This is a genomic window from Knoellia terrae, assembly GCF_048606435.1.
In the GTDB taxonomy this organism is placed as follows: Bacteria; Actinomycetota; Actinomycetes; order Actinomycetales; family Dermatophilaceae; genus Knoellia; species Knoellia terrae.
Map to the genome: position 1 here is coordinate 183,888 of NZ_JBMBWH010000002.1, position 18,892 is coordinate 202,779.

Genomic DNA, 18,892 nt, shown 5'->3' on the forward strand with positions numbered 1-18,892 from the left:
TCAGCCCGCCCTGACGGCGGCCTCGTCGTCGGCGTCCTCACCGGTCGCGCCCTTGGCGCGCGGGCTCAGCGACCACGCGAGCCACCCGAGGGCGCCGAGGGGCACCTCCATGAGGTGGGTGAAGATCGAGAACAGGAGGACGCCGGCCCCGGCTGCGGCCGGGTCAGCCCCCCACCCGACCAGTGCCACCACCGTGGCGGACTCCGTGAGGCCGACCCCGCCGGGTGTGATCCCGACCGCCGTGATCAGGCGGCCGATCGCGAAGGCGGCGAAGAGGATGCCCAGCGGCATGAAGACGCTCACCGAGCTCATGATGAGCACGAACAGCAGGTAGTAGAACCCGAAGAACCCGACCATGCCCAGCGTCATCTGCAGCCAGCCGGAGCGCACGACGTCGTTGATGCGGTGGCGCATGTCGTGGACGAGCGCGTCGATGCTCATGGTGCGCCTGCGGCGACGGAAGAGCGGCTCGAGCGCCCGGTCGAGCCCGCGTCCGATCGCCTGGGCCGCCCGCTCACTGGCGAGGATCGCGACGAAGGCGCCGAACAGCGCCAGCCCCGAGATCGTGGCCGCCAGGGCGGCACTCGTGAGCGACCTCGGCAGCCCGTCGTTGCCCACCCACAGCATGACGATGGCGACGATCGGCAGGGCGATCCGGGCGAGGGTGTTCCAGACGCCGGTGACGATGGCCGAGGTCGACACGTCACGGTTCTTGAAGCCCCAGGACCGCAGGATCGTGTACGTCGCGGCCAACCCGACCGCGCCGCCACCGGGCAACAGGTTGCTCACCGACGAGCCGCAGATGTTGACGATGAAGGCGCGCCAGCTGCTCAGCCCCGGCAGCGAGCCCGTGAACGTCAGCGTGTAGCAGCCGAGGCCGAGAAGCACGAGCCCGAGGAAGCCGCTCGCCTGCCACCACGACACGGTCTGCACGTTGTCGAGGACCTCACCCCACGTAGTCTTCGCGAACCGCGGGAAGCCCCAACCGAGCAGGCCGACGGCGAGGGCGAGCCCGAGGACGACCCGGACGACCTGGCGTGTGCGCCGGCTCACGGCAGTCCTCCGAAGATGTCGTCCTGTATGCCGTCCGCGCCCCGGCCGTGCGCGCTCGGGTCCCGGAACCACTCACGTCCGAAGACGAGGTCGAAGAGGGGCCGTGGGATCCGCAGGAACGCGGCCAGGGTCCGGTCACCGCTCTGTGAGCCGTCGTTGGAGGCCTGGGAGGCGTGGGCCCGCATGGACGCCCTCTTGGCCGCGGCATACCGGCGGACGTCGATGCGGTGGGTGATGTCGGCCCGGGCGGTGTAGCTCCGCTCGAACGTGCCCGGGTCGAAGTCGTCGGGGAACGGGTACACCCGGGCGGCCCAGCGCACGGCCCGGGCGATGGTGTCGCGGGGCACTGTCGCCTCGAGGACGCGCGGTGTCCCCGCGATCTCGGCGGCCCGCCGACCGACCTCGTGGACGCGGACGTGGTCGCGGTGGCCGTAGCCACCGGACGCGTCGTAGCTGAGGAGCACGTCGGCCCGCTCGGTCGTGAGGACGGCGGCGAGGCGCTCGGCGGCCTCCTCCACGGGCGCGCGGCAGAAGCGCGTCCGGCCCGGCGGGTCGGCCGGGATCGGGCCGTCGTGGCCGGAGTCTGAGTAGCCGAGCCACTCGACGTGGGCGACGCCCAGCGCCGCGGCGGACTCGCGCGTCTCGGCGAGGCGGACCGTGGCCAGCCCGTCACCGCCGGAAAGGTGGTTCTCGCCCCTGAACGCGTCGGCCGCGAGCCCGAGGGCGCCGTCGGTCGCGAGCACGAGGACCACCCGGTGGCCCTCGGCGGCAGCGCGCGCCATGGTGCCGGACGTGAGGAGGGCCTCGTCGTCCGGGTGGGCGTGGAAGGCCACGAGCGTGCGCGTCATCGGCCCCATCCTGACGCATGGCAGGCTGGTCGCTCGTGAGGGTCGCCCTGTTGTCGGACTGCTACCTGCCGCGCCTCGGCGGCATCGAGGTGCAGGTGCACGGCCTCGCGCACCGGCTCGTCGAGGCCGGGCACGAGGTCGAGGTCGTCACGGCCACCGCGGGGGAGACGCGCATGCGCACCGTCGAGACCGACGACGGTGTCACCGTGCACCGCCTGCCGCTGCCGGTCCCGGGTGCGCCGCCGGTCAACCCCTTCGTCACCGGCGTGGTGCGCGAGCTCCTGCGTTCCGGGCGCTTCGACGTGGCACACGCGCACATGGGAGTGGTCAGCCCGTTCGCCACGGACCTCGTCGACCTCGCCCTCGCGGGCAACCTGCCCACCGCCGTGACGTGGCACTGCGTCATCGACCGCAGCGCCCCGCTCTTCCGCGTGCTCGGACACGCCCGCCGCTGGAACGCGCGTGGTGCGGCGCTGTCGGCCGTCTCCTCGATGGCGGCCACGAGGGTGGCCGGCATCGCCGGCGGCGCCGAGGTGCAGGTGCTGGGCAACGGCATCGACGTCGCGGCCTGGCGGCCTCGGTCGGAGGTCGTGCGGGTCGACGACGACGTCGTGCGCGTCGTCAGCGCGATGCGCTTCGTGCGCCGCAAGCGACCCGGAGCCCTCGTCGACGTGCTGCTCGCGGCGCGCGAGCGTCTCGACCGCAGCCATCCCCACCGCCGGCTGGAGGCCCACCTGGTCGGCGACGGACCGCAGCGTCGCGTCGTCGGCGCCACCCTGCGGCGGCATGGCGTCGACTGGGTCGACCTGCCCGGACGTCTGACGCGCGAGCAGCTGCGCGACCTGCACGGGCGCGGCGACGTCTACCTCACGACCGCGCGGCTGGAGGCCTTCGGGATCGCGGCGCTGGAGGCGCGCACCGCCGGCCTCGCCGTCCTCGCGCGCACGGGCACCGGGGTCGAGGACTTCGTCACGGACGGTCGTGACGGTCTGCTCCGGGACTCGGACCCGTCGCTCGCGGCTGCCCTGGCCGACCTCGCCGCGGACCGTGAGCGGCTGGAGGCCATCCGCGCCCACAACCTCGCGACCGCACCGGCCCAGTCGTGGGATCGGGTGGTCGAGGCCACGACCGCGGAGTACGCACGGGCCCGGCGACTCGCGGGAGTGCCGTCGTGATCGAGGTCGTCGCGATGCTGCGCGGCCGGTGGGCCGACGGCTTCGCTCTCGCGCACGGGGCCGACCCGGCCGCCGAGCTGGCGCGGAGGGGGTGGTCCGGTTCTCCCGTCTCGGCGACCCGCAGCTCATCGGACGACCTGCGGATCACGTATGCCGTCCGGCCGACCCGTCCTGCCGGCGACACCGTCCCCGCGGCACGGGTGGAGCAGGACGAGGGGCTGGGCACCGACGAGGTGTCGGGCGCCGTTCCCCACCAGCGCGTCGCGGCGTATGCCGTCGTGCGCAGCTCCCGCGGCATCCTCCTGACCGAGCTCTCGGCGAGGACGAACGCGGAGGGGATGTGGAACCTCCCCGGGGGAGGCCTCGACCCGGGCGAGGAGCCCGCCGTGGCCGTCGTCAGGGAGGTCCACGAGGAGACCGGCCAGCGGGTGACCGACGTGCGCCTGCTCACGGTGCTCACCCGGCACTGGGTGGGACGTGCCCCGAGCGGGCGGGTGGAGGACTTCCACGCCGTGCGCCTCTTCCACACCGCGCACTGCCCCGAGCCGGGCGACCCGGTGGTGCTGGACGTCGGTGGCTCGACCTCCGCCGCGCGGTGGGTGAGAGAGACCGAGCTCGCGAGCCTGCCGCTCGCGAGCTCGGTCCCTCAGGCCCTCGCCGTCGCCGGCGTGCCTGCGGAAGCCCTCAACCCCTGAATCGCTGACCACGCAGGCCCGCCAGTCCGAGGACGACGAGGAGGACTCCGGCGCCGACGACGGCGACGGGTCCGACGACACCCCAAGGGATGTCGAGATCGGTGGACTGCGTCACGAGGAGGGCGATCGTCGTGAGCAGGCCGAGGAGTCCGACGATGGTCGTCGTCGGGGCCGGGCCGGACCGGAACCCGGGCACCGCGGTCGAGCCCTGGGAGGGAGAGCCCGGTGCCGGGTCCGGCTCGTCGAGGAACGTCTCGATCGGGGTGGTGTGCTCGTGCTGGCTCATCGCTCAGCCCTCCTGGATGGTGATCTGGCCGAAGGTGATGTCGGCGCGGACGGTGACGGTCGGTGCGCCGGTCCCGAGGTTCAGGGACACGGTCTCGCTGGGCCCGTCGTCGATCCCGGTGTCCCGGTCGGAGAGCCCGCCCGGCAGATCGCCGAGGACGCGCACCTCGCCGAAGTCGGCGCGAGCCGTGATCCGGGCGTTGGCGCCCGGCGGGACGAGGATGAGCATCTCGCCGGCGCCCTGCTCGACGGTGATCTCCTGGGGCGCGGCCGGTGCCGCTGGTGCCGTGGGAGCGGGGGCGGGGCTGGCCGTCGGCGCAGGGAGGACCGAGGCGCCGGGCGCGGGGCTCGGCGTCGGAGGCGCCGGCGGGGTGCTCAGCTCGGCGAACAGGGAACGCAGGTCGAGGGTGGTGCGCCCGGCGCCGTGCTCGTAGCTGGTGCCGGAGGTCGTCACGGTCGGCACCCAGGTGCGCTCGCCGCGTCCTCCCTCGAACGTCTGCTCGCCGACGGAGGCGGCGGTCGCACCGAGACCGAGGAGGAGCACGATTCCTGCCGACAGCAGGCTGCGCCGGCCCGAGAGCCCGATGACCAGGGTGGTCAGCGCGGCGGCACCGAGGGCGAGGATCGTCCCGAAGAGCTCGCGTGAGCCGCTGAAGCCGAGCGGGCCGTCGAGCATGAGCCCGGCGCCGTAGCCGACCGCGGCCATGCCGAGGGTCAGTGCGAACCCGGCGAACCCGGCGGTGCGTCGGCGAGGACGCGGAGGGGGCGGGGGAGCGACAGGGACCCAGGGGCGCGGAGGGACCGGGGGTGCGGGCGGCGGCTGCCAGCCACCGTGCCCGGCGCCCGGAGGCATCCCGCTCGGCGCGCCGGCGGCGGGCGCACCCGGAGCGGTGGGCGCGACAGGAGCGTACGGAGCGGCGGGAGCCTGGCTGGAGCTGGCGGCATACATGCTGGGTCCTGACGGTGTCGGGGGGACGGGTCCGGTGGGAGGTCCCTGCGCGGCGGAGGACCACGCGGGGTTCGCCTCGCGGCCCTGCTGGTGGCGCCAGAACAGCCACGCGACGAGGGCGATCGGGATGACGCCCCAGCCGATGAGGAAGCCGTTGTCGCCGAAGACGATGGCCGCGATGACGAGGACCGCGATGACCGACAGCACGATGGCGCCGGTGGCACCGCCGCTGTCGCCACCGGAGAGGGCGTCGCGCGCCATGATGCGGCCGTTGTCGTCCGGCATGAGCAGCCAGGCGACGAGGTAGGCGACGACGCCGAACCCGCCGAAGAGGGTCAGGGCGATGAAGGCGGCACGGATGAGCACGGGGTCCACGTCGACCCGGCGAGCGACACCGGAGCACACGCCGGCGAACCACTGACGGGAGCGGTCGCGGCGCAGGCCGGTCGAGAGGATGTCGTCCCAGAAGCGGTTCGACTGGTGCTGGCCGTACGGCGGCTGGCCGTAGGGCGGAGGTGCTGCGGGACCCGGCTGGCCGCTGGGGCCGCCGTCCGCGGTGGAAGGTGTCTGCGTCATGTCACCAACAGTGGCCGACCGGGCGCCGCGCTGCCATGAGGGTCGACCCTGACGACTCCCTGAGGGGACCCCCACGCCACGCCGGCGAACGCCACAGCCCGTCGGCTCGTGCGTCAGGATGGGGGTGTGCCCACACCGTACGAGCGCGTCGCGCCACCGACGGACCTCCCCGCGACGGGGCGTCCGCCGCTGACCCGACCCCTGCGGGGCCGCTGGATCGGGGGCGTGTGCGCCGGCATCGCCGAGCACCTCGAGGTGAGCCGGCGCTGGGTCCACATCACCATGGCGGTCCTCGCCGTGCTCGGTCCGGGCATCCCCATCTACCTGTTCCTGTGGGCGGTGACCCCGTCGAGCGACCTCGTCGGTGAGCACCGAGAGCCGGGGGCGCTGCGCGCGGTCTCGGGTCTCGGAGAGTCCCGCTGGGGGACGACGGTCGCGATCGGCGGGCTGCTCGTCTTCGTCGGCACCGTCGTGGGACTGCAGTTCGCCGGCGTCGACGTGCGGGCGGGGGTGCTGCTTCCCCTGCTGCTCATCGCCGCCGGGGTCGCCGTCGCGTGGTCGCACCTCGACGACGCCGAGCGCACCAAGTGGCTGGGCACCCAGGAGCAGGACCGCGGCCGCATGTGGGTGCGCCTCGGCCTCGGCATCACCGTCGCGGTCATCGGCATCCTCGTCCTCACCATCCGCGGCAGCTCGCTGTCCGCCATGGGCGATGCGCTCCTCGCCACGCTCGCGGTCCTCGTCGGCGCGACCCTCATCGCGGCGCCCTGGGTGGTCCGGCTCTGGCGCGACTATCGCGAGGAGCAGGAGGTCGCGGCCCGCGCCAACGAGCGCGCCGACATCGCCGCGCACCTGCACGACTCGGTCCTGCAGACCCTGGCCCTCATCCAGCGGCGCTCGCACGACCCCGCGTCGGTCACCCAGCTCGCCCGCGCCCAGGAGCGCGAGCTGCGCTCGTGGCTGTATGCCGGCCCCGCCGGTTCCGACGAGACGCTCGCCAGTGCGGTGACCGCCGCCGCCCACGACGTCGAGGACCTCCACGGGGTCGTCATCGACCTCGTCGTCACCGGTGACCGGCCCCTGGAGCAGCACGGCACGGCCCTGGCACGCGCGATGCGTGAGGCGATGCTCAACGCGACCCGGCACGGGAAGCCGCCCGTGACGGCATACGTCGAGATCGGCCCCAGCGGGGTCGAGGCGTTCGTCCGAGACCGGGGCGACGGGTTCGACGTCGACGACGTGCCCGAGGACCGGCTCGGCGTGCGCGCCTCGATCCTCGGCAGGATGGCACGACACGGAGGCGGCGCCCGCGTCCGTCGCCGTGAGGACGGAACCGAGGTGGAGCTCACGCTCCCGCCTCTCGAAGGAGAGCACTGATGTCCACACCCGCCCAGACCCCAGCCGGCCCGAAGGCGCCCCGCACCGGTCCCGTGAGAGTCGTCCTCGTCGACGACCACCGGATGTTCCGCACGGGGGTGCGCAGCGAGCTCGCCGAGGAGGCCGGGGCGGCCATCGAGATCGTCGGTGAGGCGCCCGATGTCGAGGCCGCCGTCAAGGTCATCCGCGAGACCCGGCCCGACGTCGTCCTCCTCGACGTGCACCTGCCGGGTGGCACCGGCAAGGGCGGCGCCGACGTCATCAACGGCTGCTTCGGCGTCGAGAGCGAGGCCGGCGCGCCGGTGCGCTTCCTCGCCCTGTCGGTGTCGGACGCGGCCGAGGACGTCATCGCGGTCATCCGGGCTGGCGCTCGCGGCTACGTCACCAAGACCATCACCGCCCGCGACCTCGGCACCGCGGTGCGGCGGGTGGCCGACGGGGACGCGGTCTTCTCGCCGCGGCTCGCGGGCTTCGTGCTCGACGCCTTCGGGGCGGCGGCGGGGGAGATCGCCGAGGTCGACGAGGAGCTGGACCGCCTCTCGGCCCGGGAGCGCGAGGTCATGCGGCTCATCGCCCGCGGCTACCAGTACAAGGAGGTGGCCAAGGAGCTCTTCATCTCCGTCAAGACGGTGGAGACCCACGTGTCGTCGGTGCTGCGCAAGCTCCAGCTGTCCTCACGCCACGAGCTCACCGCGTGGGCCATGGGGCGCCGGCTGGTCTGAGCCGCAGGCCGATAGCCTCTGGCGCATGGACCTGCTTCTCAACCTCGTCGTCGTCCTCCACCTGCTCGGTCTCGCCGCCATCGTCGGCAGCGCCGTCTTCGTGGCCCGCGGGGTGCCGACGCCGGCGCTCGTGTGGGGCGCCCGGGCGCAGGTCGTCACCGGCCTGCTGCTCGTCGGGCTGAACCAGGCGGCCGACGAGCCGGTCGACAACACGAAGATCGCGGTCAAGCTCGTCGTGGCGCTCGTCGTCGCCGCCTGCGCCGAGATCGCGGCCGGGCGCGACCGCCGCGGTCAGGGCAACCCGAACCTCGTCCACGTCGCCGGCGCCCTGGCCGTCGTCAACACGATGGTCGCCGTCCTCTGGACCTGACCCCTCCCCAGCACTTCTCGACCAATAGGTCACGAAGGGTCGCTGCACTTCGTGACCACTTGGTCGAATGGTGTCGGGGTCAGGGGATGAGGAGCAGCTTGCCCTGCGTGCGGCGGCCTTCGAGGTCCGCGTATGCCGCCCGGGCCTCGGTCAGCGGGTGACGCCCCCCGATGCTCACCTGCACGGCGCCCGTCTCGATCAGCTCGAACAGCTCGGTGGCCCGGCCACGCAGCTCCTCGGGGGTGGCGACGTGGGCGCCGACGCTCGGTCGGGTGATGTAGAGGGAGCCCAGCACGTTGAGCCGCTGGAGGTCGAAGAGAGGGACCTGACCGCTGGCGCCGCCGAAGAGCACCATGAGCCCCCGGGGCCGGAGCGAGGCCAGCGACGCCTCGAAGGTGTCCTTGCCGACACCGTCGTAGACGACATCCACGCCCCGGCCGTCGGTGTGCTCACGGACGGCGGCCGCGACGTCCTCGACCTCGGCGTAGTTGATGAGCACGTCGGCGCCGCGCTCGCGGGCGGTCTCGAGCTTCTCGGCCGACCCGGCCGTGGCGATGACGCGCCCGCCGCGCCGCTTGATCATCTGGGTGAGCAGCTGGCCGACGCCGCCGGCGGCGGCGTGGACGAGGGCCACGGTGCCCTGCTGGACGGCATACGTGCTCGTGCTCAGGTAGTGGGCGGTGAGTCCCTGGAGCATCGCGGCGGCAGCGGTCTCGAGGTCGACGCCCGGCGGGACGTGCACGAGGTCCTTGGTCTCCACGACGGCGTAGGCCTGCGCGGAGCCGAGTCCCTGGCCCCAGGCGACCCGGTCGCCGACGACGAAGCTGCTCACGTCCGGACCGACCGCCACGATTTCGCCGGCACCCTCACTGCCGAGGACGAACGGCGTGGGGATCGGATAGATGCCCTCGCGCTGGTAGACGTCGATGAAGTTCACGCCGGCTGCGGAGACACGCACGAGGACCTGGTCGTGTCCCGGTTCGCGCAGCGGGCTGTCGCGCACCTCGAGGACGTCCGCATCGCCGTGACGGGTGACGACGAGGGCGGCGGCGGACTCGGGCAGCGCAGAACCGGAGGTCATCGACTCAGGCTAGCGAGACCGGCCGCGACGGGTGCAGGTGCACCTCGGTGGCCTTGACGGCGAGCACCACCCGCGAGCCGCGGTGCAGGCCGAGCTCGGCGACGGCGGCCGGGGTGACGTCGGCGCTGAGGAGGTCGGTGCGGACCCGGACGCGGTGGCCGTGGGGCTCGAGCTCGACGACCGTCGCGTCGAGGCTGTTGCGCGGGCTGCCGTGGGGGTGCGCCAGGTGGATGCTCACCGCTGAGGGCGCGACGACGGCTGCGACGGGCTGCCCGTCCTCCAGGGGGGACTCGGCGAGTCCGTGCAGGAGCCGGCCGCCGGGCATGCGCAGGGCACCGTCGCTCGTGGTGCCTCGGACCAGGTTGAGACCGGCGAAGCGGGCACCGAAGTCACTGCGGGGACGGCTCAGCACGCGGGTCGTCTCGCCGAGGTCGACGATCCGGCCGGAGTCGATGACGGCGACGCGGTCGGCGAGGAGGGCGGCGTCGAGCACCTCGTGGGTGACGAGGACAGTGGTGCGGTCGGCGAGGACCCTGCGCAGCAGGTCGCGGATCTCGGGCGCGGCCTCGACGTCGAGGGCCGACAGCGGTTCGTCGACGAGCAGGACCCGGGGCTCGGTGGCGAGCGCGCGGGCGATGGCCACCCGCTGCTGCTGGCCCCCCGACAGCTCGTGCGGTCGGCGGTTCGCGTATGCCGTCATGCCCACCTCCGCGAGCCAGCTCGCAGCGGTGGTGCGCGAGCTCTCGCGGGACTCGCCCCTCGAGCGGGGGCCGAAGGCGACGTTGTCGCGGACGTCGAGGTGCGGGAAGAGACGTGCGTCCTGGGCGAGGAGGGCGATGGAGCGGTCGTGCGGCGCCACCCAGGAGCGACCCCGGCTGTCCGAGAGGACGCGGTCGTCGAGGACGACCCGACCGGTGGACCGGACGAGGCCGGCGAGGGCGGCGAGGACGGTGGACTTGCCCGCGCCGTTGGGTCCGAGCAGGGCGAGGGTCTCGCCGTCCTGGACGACGAGCTCGACGTCGACGTCGCGGTGCTCGACCGTGACGTCGGCGGTGAGGCTCACGACGCACCTGCCACGAGGGAGTCGCGTCGTGCACGGGTCAGGGTGATGACGAGGACCGCCACCGCCACGAGGACGAGCGACAGGGCCACGGCGGCGCGCGGGTCGCCCTCGCGCTGGAGGTAGATCTCGAGGGGGAGGGTGCGGGTCGTGCCCTGCAGGGACCCGGCGAAGGTGATCGTGGCACCGAACTCGCCGAGGCAGCGGGCGAACGCGAGCACCGTCCCCGAGACGAGGCCGGGCAGGGCCAGGGGGAGCGTGACCCGGCGGAAGACCGTCGTCGGGCCGGCGCCCAGCGTCGCGGCGACGTCCTCGTAGCGGGTACCGGCCGCACGGAGGGCGCCCTCCAGGCTGAGCACGAGGAACGGCATCGCGACGAAGGTCTGGGCGAGCACCACGGCCGTCGTCGAGAAGGCGACCTGGACACCGAGGACGTCCAGGGTCTCGCCGAGCAGCCCCCGCCGCCCGAAGGCCTGGAGCAGGGCGATGCCGCCGACGACGGGGGGGATGACGAGGGGGACGAGCACGAGCGACCGGAGCAGGGTGACGGCGGTGCCCATGGTCCGGGCCAGCACGACGGCGAGGGGGATGCCGAGCAGCAGGCACAGCGCCGTGCTGACGACGGCGGTGCGCAGGCTCAGCCACAGGGCGTCACGCGACGCCTCCGACGTGACGAGCGGCCAGAACTCTTGCCAGTCGACGGTCAGGGTCATCGCGACGATCGGGACCGCGACGAACAGGGCGCCGAGGGCGGCCGGGACGAGGAGCCAGCGTGGGACCGTCAGGCGGGGAGGTCGGGTCACGGTGCGGCGAACCCAGCCGACCGAAGCACCCTCTGGCCCTCGGCTCCGACGACGGCCGCGACGAACTCCCCGGCCAGCCCCTCGTCGGTGGCGTCCTCGAGGGCGGCGATCGGGTAGGTGTTGACGGCTTCGGCGGCCTGGGGGAAGTCGAGACCGGTGACCTCGCCGCCGGCGGCCCGGACGTCGGTGACGTAGACGAGCCCCGCGTCGGCCTCTCCCGAGCGGACCTTGCCCAGCACGTCGGTGACCGACTGCTCCTCGCTGACCGGCCGGATGTCGATGCCTGCGGCACGCTCCACGGCGACGCCGGCCGCGCCGCAGGGGACCGCGGGCGCGCACAGGACGACGGCGGTGCCGGGGTTCGCGAGGTCGGCGAGGGAGCCGACGCCGGCCGGGTTGTCGCGGGGGACGACGATCTGGAGCCGGTTGGTGGCGAATCGCGTCGGCACGTCGGGAACCAGGCCCTCGGCGGCGGCCCGGTCCATCGTCGCGGCGTTGGCGGTGGCGAGCACGTCGGCCGGTGCTCCGTCGGCGAGCTGGGCGACGAGGCCGGAGGAGCCGCCGAAGCCGAACCGCACGGTCACCCCCGGATGCGACCTCTCGAACGCCGCGCCGATGGCCTCGAACGACTCCTGCAACGAGGCCGCGGCGAAGACCGTGAGCGTGCGCTCCGGCCGATCGGGCTGGTCCGGCTGGCCCTCGGCAGTGCTGGCCTCGCCCTGGGCGCAGCCCGCCAGGAGCGCAAGGGTGGCGGCGGCGGCAGCCGCGCGGACGGCATACCTGGTCGTCACGGGGTCTCCACGATCACGGACGTCGACTTCACGACGGCGACGGCGACCGACCCGAGCTCCAGCCCGAGGTCCCGCACCGCCTCGCTCGACATGAGCGAGACGACGCGGAACGGGCCGCACTGCAGCTCGACCTGGGCCATGACCGTGTCCATCGTGATGTCGGTGACGAGGCCGACGAAGCGGTTGCGCGCCGAGCGCCCGACGGTGGACGGGTCGGAGGCCGCACGCGCCTGCTCCCGTGCGAGGAGGGCGACGGCGTGTCCGTCGACGGTCTTGCGCCCGGCGTCGTCGGCGCTGGCCGTCAGTGCCCCGCTCTCGACCCACCGCCGGACCGTGTCGTCGCTGACGCCGAGGAACATCGCTGCTTCAGAGAGGCGCATCTGCGGCATGCAAGCGATCCTAGCGCCGCATCTGCGGGGTTGCGTCAGAAACGGAGGCTGAGCAGGACGTCGTCGAGCATCGCCGGGGTGAGCCGCTTGGTGTAGGTGTTGTGCGGGCTCACGTGGTAGCAGCCGACGAGCCTCACCGGGGTCCCCGCGGGCGTCCGGAGGACCGTCTCGGCGGCGTGGCCGAACCGCGGTCGGGGTGCCGGGACGTCCCAGCCGAGCGACGACGTGGCCGCCAGCACACCCTTCCAGCCGATCTCGCCGAGCGTCATGATGACGCGCAGCCGGTCGCCGAGCAGCTCGAGGTCGCGACCGAGCCAGGTCGCGCACGTGGCCCGCTCGGTCGGTGTCGGTGCGTTGGCCGGCGGTGCGCAGCGCACGGCCGCGACGATGCGTATGCCGTGCAGCGCGAGGCCGTCCCCGGCACCGACCGAGGTGGGCTGGGTGGCGTAGCCGGTGCGGTGGAGTGCGGCGTAGAGGAAGTCGCCGGAGGCATCGCCGGTGAACATGCGGCCGGTGCGGTTCGTCCCGTTCGCGGCGGGGGCGAGGCCGACGATGAGGGCGTCGGCGTCGGGGTCCCCGAAGGACGGGCCGGGGCGGCCCCAGTAGGGCTGCCCTGCGAAGGAGGCTCGGCGGCCCACTCTCGCAACGGTTTCCCGCCAGTCGACGAGGCGGGGGCAGGCGCGGCAGACGCTGACCCGGGCGTCGACCTCGGCGAGCGTGGCGGCGTCGGCGGACAGGGCGCGGACGTCGTCGACGTCGTGGGCCACCGGTGTGTCGGGTCCGGCGGGGTCTCCGGGCCAGCCGGTGCCGGGCGGGACGGGCGAGAGGAACGGGGCTCCGGTGAGGGGGTGCGGGTCGGGCCCGACGCGCACGACCCCGTCGTCGACGGTCACGGCTTGGCGTCGTCCTCGTCGGGCTCGGGGGGCATGTCGGCGCCCTCGCGCTCGTCGCGGTCGGCCCACTCGAGCAGAGGATCGATGTCGAAGACCTCGTCGTCGATGGCCGCGTGGAGGTCACCGAGCTCGGCGAAGCGCTTCGGGACGGTCGCGATGGTGAGGTCCTGCGGCTCGACGTCGTCGACCTCGTCCCAGGCGATCGGGGTGGAGACGGTGCCGATCGTGTTGCCCCGCACCGAGTACGCGCACGCGATGGTGTGGTCGCGCGCGTTCTGGTTGTAGTCGACGAAGACTGCCTCGGGGTCGCGGTCCTTGCGCCACCAGGTCGTCGTGACGTCCTCGGGGGCACGCCGCTCGACCTCGCGGGCGAACGCCAGCGCGGCGCGGCGGACCTCCTGGAACCCGTGGTCCGGTCGGATGCGCACGTAGACGTGCAGCCCGTGGCCGCCGCTCGTCTTGGGGAAGCCCGTGGCGCCCAGCTCGTCGAGGACCTCGTGGGCGACGTGCGCGACCCGGCGGACCCGGTCGAAGGGTGCGTCCGGCATGGGGTCGAGGTCGATGCGCCACTCGTCCGGCTTCTCGGTGTCGGCGCGCCGGCTGTTCCACGGGTGGAACTCGACGGTGCTCATCTGCACGGCCCAGACGATGTGCGCGACGTCGGTGGGGCAGAGCTCGTCGGCGTGCAGTCCGTAGCGGGGGAAGTGCAGCCGCACCGTCTCCAGCCACGGTGGGGCTCCGCGGGGCACGCGCTTCTGGTGCACCTTCTTGCCGTCGACGCCGTCGGGGAAGCGGTGCAGCATCGTCGGCCGCTCGCGCAGGGCGGTGAGGATGCCGTCGCCGACGGCGATGTAGTAGTTCGCCAGGTCGAGCTTGGTCTCACCGCGTGCGGAGAAGTAGACCCGCTCGGGGCTGGACAGCTTGATCTCGTGTCCGGCCACGTCGAGGTGGACCGGTTCCCCGAACTCACCCTTGCGAGAAGCCATGCACCACACCGTATGCCGTCCGCCCACGCCCGTGGGCGAGCGAGCCGGGCGTCGAGGAATTCCGTTGTCGAACGGCCCGTCGCCCTGAGGGGGGGTCGTCCCGACACAGCCGAGACGCCCCCCCTCTGCGCTTCTCAGCTGCCCTTCTGGATGGTGACGCCGGTCGGGCTGTCGCCACTGCGGCACAGCGCGTAGGACCATCTGTCCCCGCCCTGGACCTCCCACGAGCCGGCCACGGTGTACAGCTGGGCTGGACGCCACGCGTCGCGGCACGTGGTCACCGTACGGAAGTGGGTGCCCCCGGCCGCGGGAGCGCACCAGCTGCGGTAGCCGTTCGAGTAGCCACTCGCGATGCAGTTCTGCGCCGACGCGGCCGGCGCCACGACGACGAGACCCACAGCGATGGCTGCAGTCGAGACGACGGACCCTGCGGCCCGACGAAGTATTGAGTTCACCAGTTCCCCTCACTGTTCGGGTGCGGACCCGGTGCCCCCACCCGTGGACAGCATGGCGGGAAGCCGCATTCCTGTCCTGTCGAGATCGCATCGGCCTCAGGCAGTGAGGGGCCAGCGGTCGGCAAGGTGCTCGGCCTCGAGCTCGTCGGCGATCTGTCGCATCACGCGTTCGGGTGGCTGGGTGACCCAGGGGTCAGGTGGACCGGTGTCGAGGCGGTCGACCCCGCGTCGTGCTCGTCTCATCTCCTCGAGGCGGCCGGGCAGCGCACGGTCGTAGGAGCCGGGGGTGAGGTCCCAGGCGACGGCTCGACCGTCCGCGCCCGGCGGATGGACGGTGGCGACCAGCCGCCGGTCATGGACAAGGGTGTGGTGGCGCTGGCAGAGCAGGGCGGCGTTGTCGAGGTCAGACCTTCCGCCGTCGGCCCAGTGGACGAGGTGGTGCGCCTCCGTCCAGCCGGCCGGCATGTCGCAGCCGGGGAAGGTGCAGCCTGCATCGCGGTGCCACAGGACGCGCCTCTGCGAGCGGGTGAACAGGCGAACTGCTCGTCCGAGGTCGAGAACCTCACCGTCGGCGCCGAGCACGACGGGGATGACGTCGGCATCACAGGCGAGCCGGCGGACGGTGGCGGGCGCGAGGATCGTCTGCTGGGCTCTCGACACCATGACCCGGCCGGAGCCGGTCGACGCGTCGCCACCCGCGGCGCGGAGGTCGTCCAGGCCCATCGCCACGTGGACGGTCGTGGCCGCTCCACCGGGTGCGCTGTCGGCAGCATCTGAGCCGATGGCCCGGGCACACACGGCGGCCAGGGCCTCGACACGGCGCTGCCCAGCCGGGCGCAGGTCGCGCTCACCGGTCTCGTCGTTGGGCTCGGGCCGCGACAGCGGACCGATCGCGGCTTCGAGGGTGGCGGCCTGCTCCGGCGTCATCGCCATGCGGTACTCGGTGACGTCCCCGTCCGCAACCTGCGGGCTCGAGAGGTAGGCGCCGCCGCGCAGCCGCCGGTGCTGGTCGTCGAGCTCTCCCGATCGTCCGTGCTCAGCGAGCAGGCTCGTCCGGATCTTTTTGGCCTCGGCTGCTCCCCACTGCACTCCGTGGTCGAGGATCGCCGTGGTGACGGTCGGCACCGCCTCAGGAACGAGCAGCTCCTTCATGCGTGCCACCTCGCGCAGCGCCGTCAGGGCGAGCGCCGGTCCCACCTCGCCGGTGACGACGCGGGACCAGACGACACCCTCGGGTCGGGAGGGGTCGGCATACGCTCCCGCGTCCGGTCCCTGCGTGCTCCACAGGCCGCCCGGGACGGAGCAGGCGACGTCCTGCGCCAGTGCCGCGACCTGTCCGGCCCCGGCCTGCCGCAACGACGGAGCGTTCTCGCGCACCCAGGCGTGGACCGACCCGGCGCCGCGGCGGGCTGTGCTGAACTCGCCTCTGTGCGCCGCCTCCGCGGTGATCCGCACCTGGGCGGCCCCGGCTCGTGCCCTGACCTCGTCGCCCAGCGTCATCACCTCGGCCAGCTCTGGTCCGGTCATCCGGGCCAGAGCGTCGCCGAGCCCTTCCGCGCTGAGCGAGTCCCGGGCGCCCTCCAGCGCCGCGCGAAGCGCGACGACGGGGGAGGTGGAGGGCTGGCGCATGCCTCCATTCTCGTCGAACACACGTTCGAGGTCAAGAGTTCTAAATCAGCATTGTGGATGAATTCGATTCCGCTGGAACGCTGCTCATGCGTCGTGGCCACCTGGCCAGGGCCAGCAGGGCGACCGTCACGGCAGCGCAGATCGCGAGGAGCCTCACCCATCTCGGTACGGCGGGCCGGGCTCGTCGGGCATGGACGAGGCAGGGGCTGTGGGCACCACGACGTAGGGTTGACGGTGAGATGAGCACCCTTTTCGACGGTCTGGACTTCGGCGACGCCGGTGTCCCGAGCGACCCCGCGACCGACCCCGCTGCCGCCCCCACGACCGATGCCGGAGCGCACGAGAGCGCCCACGCGGCCCTCGTCAACGCCGCCGGCGTCCCCTCGTGGGCGACCTCCGACGACCAGGCTCCGCCTGAGCCGGCATGGGGCAGCCGTCCACAGGATCCCGACGCCCTCCTCGAGGGGCTGAACGAGGAGCAGCGCGAGGCCGTTCTCCACGCCGGTGGCCCGCTGCTCATCATCGCCGGCGCCGGCTCCGGCAAGACCCGGGTCCTCACCCATCGCGTCGCCCACCTCCTCGCGGCCCGTGGCGTCCAGCCGGGGCAGGTCCTCGCCATCACCTTCACCAACAAGGCCGCCGCCGAGATGCGCGAGCGCGTCCAGGACCTGGTCGGCCCACGCGCCCGCGCGATGTGGGTCATGACGTTCCACAGCGCCTGCGTGCGGATCCTGCGCCGCGAGGCCGACAAGGTCGGGATGAAGTCGACCTTCTCCATCTACGACGCCGCCGACAGCCAGCGGCTCATGTCGATGGTCATCCGCGACATGGACCTCGACCCCAAGCGCTACAACCCCCGCACCTTCACCCACCAGGTGAGCAACCTCAAGAACGAGCTCGTCGACGAGGAGACGTTCAGCGCCCGGGTCGGTGGCGAGCCGAGCGCCGAGAACCCCGGCGGCACCCACACCGAGCGGCTGCTCGCCGAGGCCTACACGTCCTACCAGCGTCGGCTGAGGCAGGCCAACGCCCTCGACTTCGACGACATCATCATGCTCACCGTCCACATGTTCCAGGCGTTCCCGGACGTGGCCGAGCACTACCGCCGGCGCTTCCGGCACGTCATGGTCGACGAGTACCAGGACACCAACCACGCGCAGTACCAGCTGATCCGTGAGCTGGTCGGGCACGAGGGCAAGCGGGCCCAGCACGCCGTCGAGCCGAGCGAGCTCGTCGTCGTCGGTGACGCGGACCAGTCGATCTACGCCTTCCGGGGCGCCACCATCCGCAACATCGTCGAGTTCGAGGAGGACTATCCGGACGCCCGGACCATCCTGCTCGAGCGCAACTACCGCTCCACCCAGACGATCCTCACCGCCGCCAACGCGGTCATCTCGCGCAACGAGTCCCGGCGCAAGAAGAACCTCTGGACCGACTCGGGCTCCGGCGCGCCGATCATCGGCTATGTCGGTGACAACGAGCACGACGAGGCGTCGTTCGTCGCCCGGACCATCGACAGGCTCCACGACGAGCACGGCACCAAGCCGGGCGACGTCGCGGTGTTCTACCGGACCAACGCCCAGTCCCGTGCCCTCGAGGAGGTCTTCGTCCGCGTCGGCCTGCCCTACAAGGTCGTCGGTGGCACCCGGTTCTACGAGCGACGCGAGGTCAAGGACGCACTGGCCTACCTGAGGGTCCTCTCCAACCCGGCCGACACCGTGAACCTGCGCCGCATCCTCAACGTGCCCAAGCGCGGCATCGGGGACCGCGCCGAGGCCGTCGTCGCCGCCCTCGCGGAGCGCGAGCGCATCTCCTTCGTCGAGGCCCTGGGCCGGCCCGAGGACGCCCCCGGCATCGCCACGCGCTCGGTCACCTGCATCAAGGGGTTCACCGCGCTCCTCGAGGACCTCGGCAAGGTCCGCGACGACGACGAGGCCGGAGTGGCCGACCTCCTCGAGGCCATCGTCGAGAAGTCCGGCTACCTCGCGGAGCTCCGCGCGAGCCACGACCCCCAGGACGAGACCCGCATCGAGAACCTCGCCGAGCTCGTCGCCGTGGCCCGCGAGTTCGACGAGGCCCGCGCCGAGACCGGCGAGGTCAACTCGCTCGAGGACTTCCTCGAGCAGGTCTCGCTCGTCGCCGACGCCGACGAGATCCCGGACTCCGCCGAGGCCGAGGAGCAGGGTGTCGTCACGCTCATGACCCTGCACACGGCCAAGGGCCTCGAGTTCCCGGTCGTCTTCCTCACCGGCATGGAGGACGGCACGTTCCCGCACCTGCGCTCCCTCGGCGACCCCAAGGAGCTCGAGGAGGAGCGCCGTCTGGCCTACGTCGGCATCACCCGCGCCCGCGAGCGGCTGCACCTGTCGCGGGCCGCCGTCCGCTCCGCCTGGGGCGCGCCCCAGTACAACCCCCCGAGCCGCTTCCTCGACGAGATCCCCGGCGAGCTGCTCACGTGGGAGCGCGAGCTCAGCGGGGCCGCTGCGATCGGGCACCGCGGGCAGCGCCCGGCGGTCGCCTCCCTCGCGGCCCGCCCGGGCGTCCGCTCACCCGGCAACCGCCCCGTCATCCCGCTCTCCGACGGCGACAAGGTCACCCACGACACCTTCGGGCTCGGCACCGTCCTCCGCACGATGGGGGAGGGCGACAAGACCCAGGCCGAGGTCGACTTCGGCGGGGACACCGGGGTCAAGCGCTTCCTGCTCCGCTTCGCGCCGCTCGAGAAGCTCTAGGGCCCACCGCGCACGTGCGGCGA

General features: G+C 73.0%; 19 protein-coding genes. 6 read left to right on the plus strand and 13 right to left on the minus strand.

All coding sequences use genetic code 11. From position 1 onward, the window contains the following. Together ACOJV9_RS04185 and ACOJV9_RS04190 are read right to left on the minus strand one after the other, a co-directional pair. Complete coding sequence (locus ACOJV9_RS04185) at positions 1-1,053, minus strand: lysylphosphatidylglycerol synthase transmembrane domain-containing protein (protein ID WP_420183922.1); 1,053 nt, start codon at positions 1,051-1,053, stop codon at positions 1-3. Then, on the minus strand, positions 1,050-1,910 hold the full coding sequence (locus ACOJV9_RS04190) for a PIG-L deacetylase family protein (protein ID WP_420183923.1): 861 nt from the start codon (positions 1,908-1,910) through the stop codon (positions 1,050-1,052). Before ACOJV9_RS04190 ends, ACOJV9_RS04185 begins: the two co-directional genes overlap by 4 nt. An 8-nt stretch (positions 1,911-1,918) precedes the next feature. On the opposite strand from ACOJV9_RS04190, the gene ACOJV9_RS04195 reads away from it, so the two are divergent. Then, positions 1,919-3,076 (plus strand): glycosyltransferase family 4 protein, encoded by a 1,158-nt coding sequence (locus tag ACOJV9_RS04195; protein ID WP_420183924.1) that lies wholly within the window; start codon positions 1,919-1,921, stop codon positions 3,074-3,076. Then, a complete protein-coding gene (locus tag ACOJV9_RS04200) occupies positions 3,073-3,771 on the plus strand; it encodes an NUDIX hydrolase (protein WP_420183925.1) in 699 nt (232 codons plus the stop codon). Before ACOJV9_RS04195 ends, ACOJV9_RS04200 begins: the two co-directional genes overlap by 4 nt. Here the strand turns inward: ACOJV9_RS04200 and ACOJV9_RS04205 are convergent. Further along, positions 3,761-4,057, minus strand: coding sequence for a hypothetical protein (locus tag ACOJV9_RS04205; RefSeq protein ID WP_420183926.1), 297 nt, complete (start codon positions 4,055-4,057; stop codon positions 3,761-3,763). The genes ACOJV9_RS04200 and ACOJV9_RS04205 overlap by 11 nt on opposite strands. Before the next feature lie 3 nt (positions 4,058-4,060). Next, positions 4,061-5,581 carry a PspC domain-containing protein gene (locus ACOJV9_RS04210; protein ID WP_420183927.1) on the minus strand — a complete coding sequence of 507 codons (1,521 nt, stop codon included), beginning with the start codon at positions 5,579-5,581 and terminating at the stop codon, positions 4,061-4,063. A 126-nt stretch (positions 5,582-5,707) separates the two neighbouring features. On the opposite strand from ACOJV9_RS04210, the gene ACOJV9_RS04215 reads away from it, so the two are divergent. Genes ACOJV9_RS04215 through ACOJV9_RS04225 form a run of 3 tightly spaced genes read left to right on the plus strand, consistent with a single transcriptional unit; the run spans position 5,708 to position 8,050 of the window. Then, positions 5,708-6,958, plus strand: a complete 1,251-nt coding sequence (locus tag ACOJV9_RS04215; protein ID WP_420183928.1) for an ATP-binding protein — start codon at positions 5,708-5,710, stop codon at positions 6,956-6,958. Further along, positions 6,958-7,680, plus strand: a complete 723-nt coding sequence (locus tag ACOJV9_RS04220) for a LuxR C-terminal-related transcriptional regulator (RefSeq protein ID WP_420183929.1) — start codon at positions 6,958-6,960, stop codon at positions 7,678-7,680. Before ACOJV9_RS04215 ends, ACOJV9_RS04220 begins: the two co-directional genes overlap by 1 nt. Positions 7,681-7,705: 25 nt before the next feature. Further along, positions 7,706-8,050 (plus strand): hypothetical protein, encoded by a 345-nt coding sequence (locus tag ACOJV9_RS04225; RefSeq protein WP_420183930.1) that lies wholly within the window; start codon positions 7,706-7,708, stop codon positions 8,048-8,050. 79 nt (positions 8,051-8,129) lie between these two features. Here the strand turns inward: ACOJV9_RS04225 and ACOJV9_RS04230 are convergent, their stop codons facing one another. The 9 genes from ACOJV9_RS04230 to ACOJV9_RS04270 form a co-directional block, all read right to left on the minus strand. Beyond that, positions 8,130-9,131 carry a quinone oxidoreductase family protein gene (locus ACOJV9_RS04230; RefSeq protein WP_420183931.1) on the minus strand — a complete coding sequence of 334 codons (1,002 nt, stop codon included), beginning with the start codon at positions 9,129-9,131 and terminating at the stop codon, positions 8,130-8,132. 4 nt (positions 9,132-9,135) lie between these two features. Further along, complete coding sequence (locus tag ACOJV9_RS04235) at positions 9,136-10,194, minus strand: sulfate/molybdate ABC transporter ATP-binding protein (RefSeq protein ID WP_420183932.1); 1,059 nt, start codon at positions 10,192-10,194, stop codon at positions 9,136-9,138. Then, positions 10,191-10,994, minus strand: a complete 804-nt coding sequence (locus tag ACOJV9_RS04240; RefSeq protein WP_420183933.1) for an ABC transporter permease — start codon at positions 10,992-10,994, stop codon at positions 10,191-10,193. Before ACOJV9_RS04240 ends, ACOJV9_RS04235 begins: the two co-directional genes overlap by 4 nt. After that, a complete protein-coding gene (gene modA, locus ACOJV9_RS04245) occupies positions 10,991-11,785 on the minus strand; it encodes a molybdate ABC transporter substrate-binding protein (protein WP_420183934.1) in 795 nt (264 codons plus the stop codon). The genes ACOJV9_RS04240 and modA overlap by 4 nt, the downstream gene beginning before the upstream one ends. Then, positions 11,782-12,174: a TOBE domain-containing protein gene (locus tag ACOJV9_RS04250; RefSeq protein ID WP_420183935.1), complete on the minus strand. Its 393-nt coding sequence runs from the start codon at positions 12,172-12,174 to the stop codon at positions 11,782-11,784. The genes modA and ACOJV9_RS04250 overlap by 4 nt, the downstream gene beginning before the upstream one ends. A 35-nt stretch (positions 12,175-12,209) precedes the next feature. Next, the gene (locus ACOJV9_RS04255; protein ID WP_420183936.1) at positions 12,210-13,067 is read right to left on the minus strand and encodes a uracil-DNA glycosylase; all 858 of its coding nucleotides are present in this window, start codon (positions 13,065-13,067) and stop codon (positions 12,210-12,212) included. Then, positions 13,064-14,053, minus strand: a complete 990-nt coding sequence (gene ligD, locus ACOJV9_RS04260) for a non-homologous end-joining DNA ligase (RefSeq protein WP_420183937.1) — start codon at positions 14,051-14,053, stop codon at positions 13,064-13,066. The genes ACOJV9_RS04255 and ligD overlap by 4 nt, the downstream gene beginning before the upstream one ends. A 134-nt stretch (positions 14,054-14,187) precedes the next feature. Beyond that, positions 14,188-14,508 carry a hypothetical protein gene (locus ACOJV9_RS04265; RefSeq protein WP_420183938.1) on the minus strand — a complete coding sequence of 107 codons (321 nt, stop codon included), beginning with the start codon at positions 14,506-14,508 and terminating at the stop codon, positions 14,188-14,190. Between the two features lie 96 nt (positions 14,509-14,604). Next, positions 14,605-16,137 carry a DUF222 domain-containing protein gene (locus ACOJV9_RS04270; protein WP_420183939.1) on the minus strand — a complete coding sequence of 511 codons (1,533 nt, stop codon included), beginning with the start codon at positions 16,135-16,137 and terminating at the stop codon, positions 14,605-14,607. Between the two features lie 239 nt (positions 16,138-16,376). On the opposite strand from ACOJV9_RS04270, the gene pcrA reads away from it, so the two are divergent. Next, complete coding sequence (gene pcrA, locus ACOJV9_RS04275; protein WP_420183940.1) at positions 16,377-18,869, plus strand: DNA helicase PcrA; 2,493 nt, start codon at positions 16,377-16,379, stop codon at positions 18,867-18,869. Positions 18,870-18,892 lie beyond the last annotated feature (23 nt).

Coding starts and splice junctions, on each gene's coding strand:
- ACOJV9_RS04190 (WP_420183923.1), bottom strand. CDS start 1,910: ATGGGGCCGATGACGCGCACGCTCGTGGCCTTCCACGCCCACCCGGAC.
- ACOJV9_RS04195 (WP_420183924.1), top strand. CDS start 1,919: ATGGCAGGCTGGTCGCTCGTGAGGGTCGCCCTGTTGTCGGACTGCTAC.
- ACOJV9_RS04205 (WP_420183926.1), bottom strand. CDS start 4,057: ATGAGCCAGCACGAGCACACCACCCCGATCGAGACGTTCCTCGACGAG.
- ACOJV9_RS04210 (WP_420183927.1), bottom strand. CDS start 5,581: ATGACGCAGACACCTTCCACCGCGGACGGCGGCCCCAGCGGCCAGCCG.
- ACOJV9_RS04220 (WP_420183929.1), top strand. CDS start 6,958: ATGTCCACACCCGCCCAGACCCCAGCCGGCCCGAAGGCGCCCCGCACC.
- ACOJV9_RS04225 (WP_420183930.1), top strand. CDS start 7,706: ATGGACCTGCTTCTCAACCTCGTCGTCGTCCTCCACCTGCTCGGTCTC.
- ACOJV9_RS04230 (WP_420183931.1), bottom strand. CDS start 9,131: ATGACCTCCGGTTCTGCGCTGCCCGAGTCCGCCGCCGCCCTCGTCGTC.
- ACOJV9_RS04250 (WP_420183935.1), bottom strand. CDS start 12,174: ATGCCGCAGATGCGCCTCTCTGAAGCAGCGATGTTCCTCGGCGTCAGC.
- ligD (WP_420183937.1), bottom strand. CDS start 14,053: ATGGCTTCTCGCAAGGGTGAGTTCGGGGAACCGGTCCACCTCGACGTG.
- ACOJV9_RS04270 (WP_420183939.1), bottom strand. CDS start 16,137: ATGCGCCAGCCCTCCACCTCCCCCGTCGTCGCGCTTCGCGCGGCGCTG.
- pcrA (WP_420183940.1), top strand. CDS start 16,377: ATGAGCACCCTTTTCGACGGTCTGGACTTCGGCGACGCCGGTGTCCCG.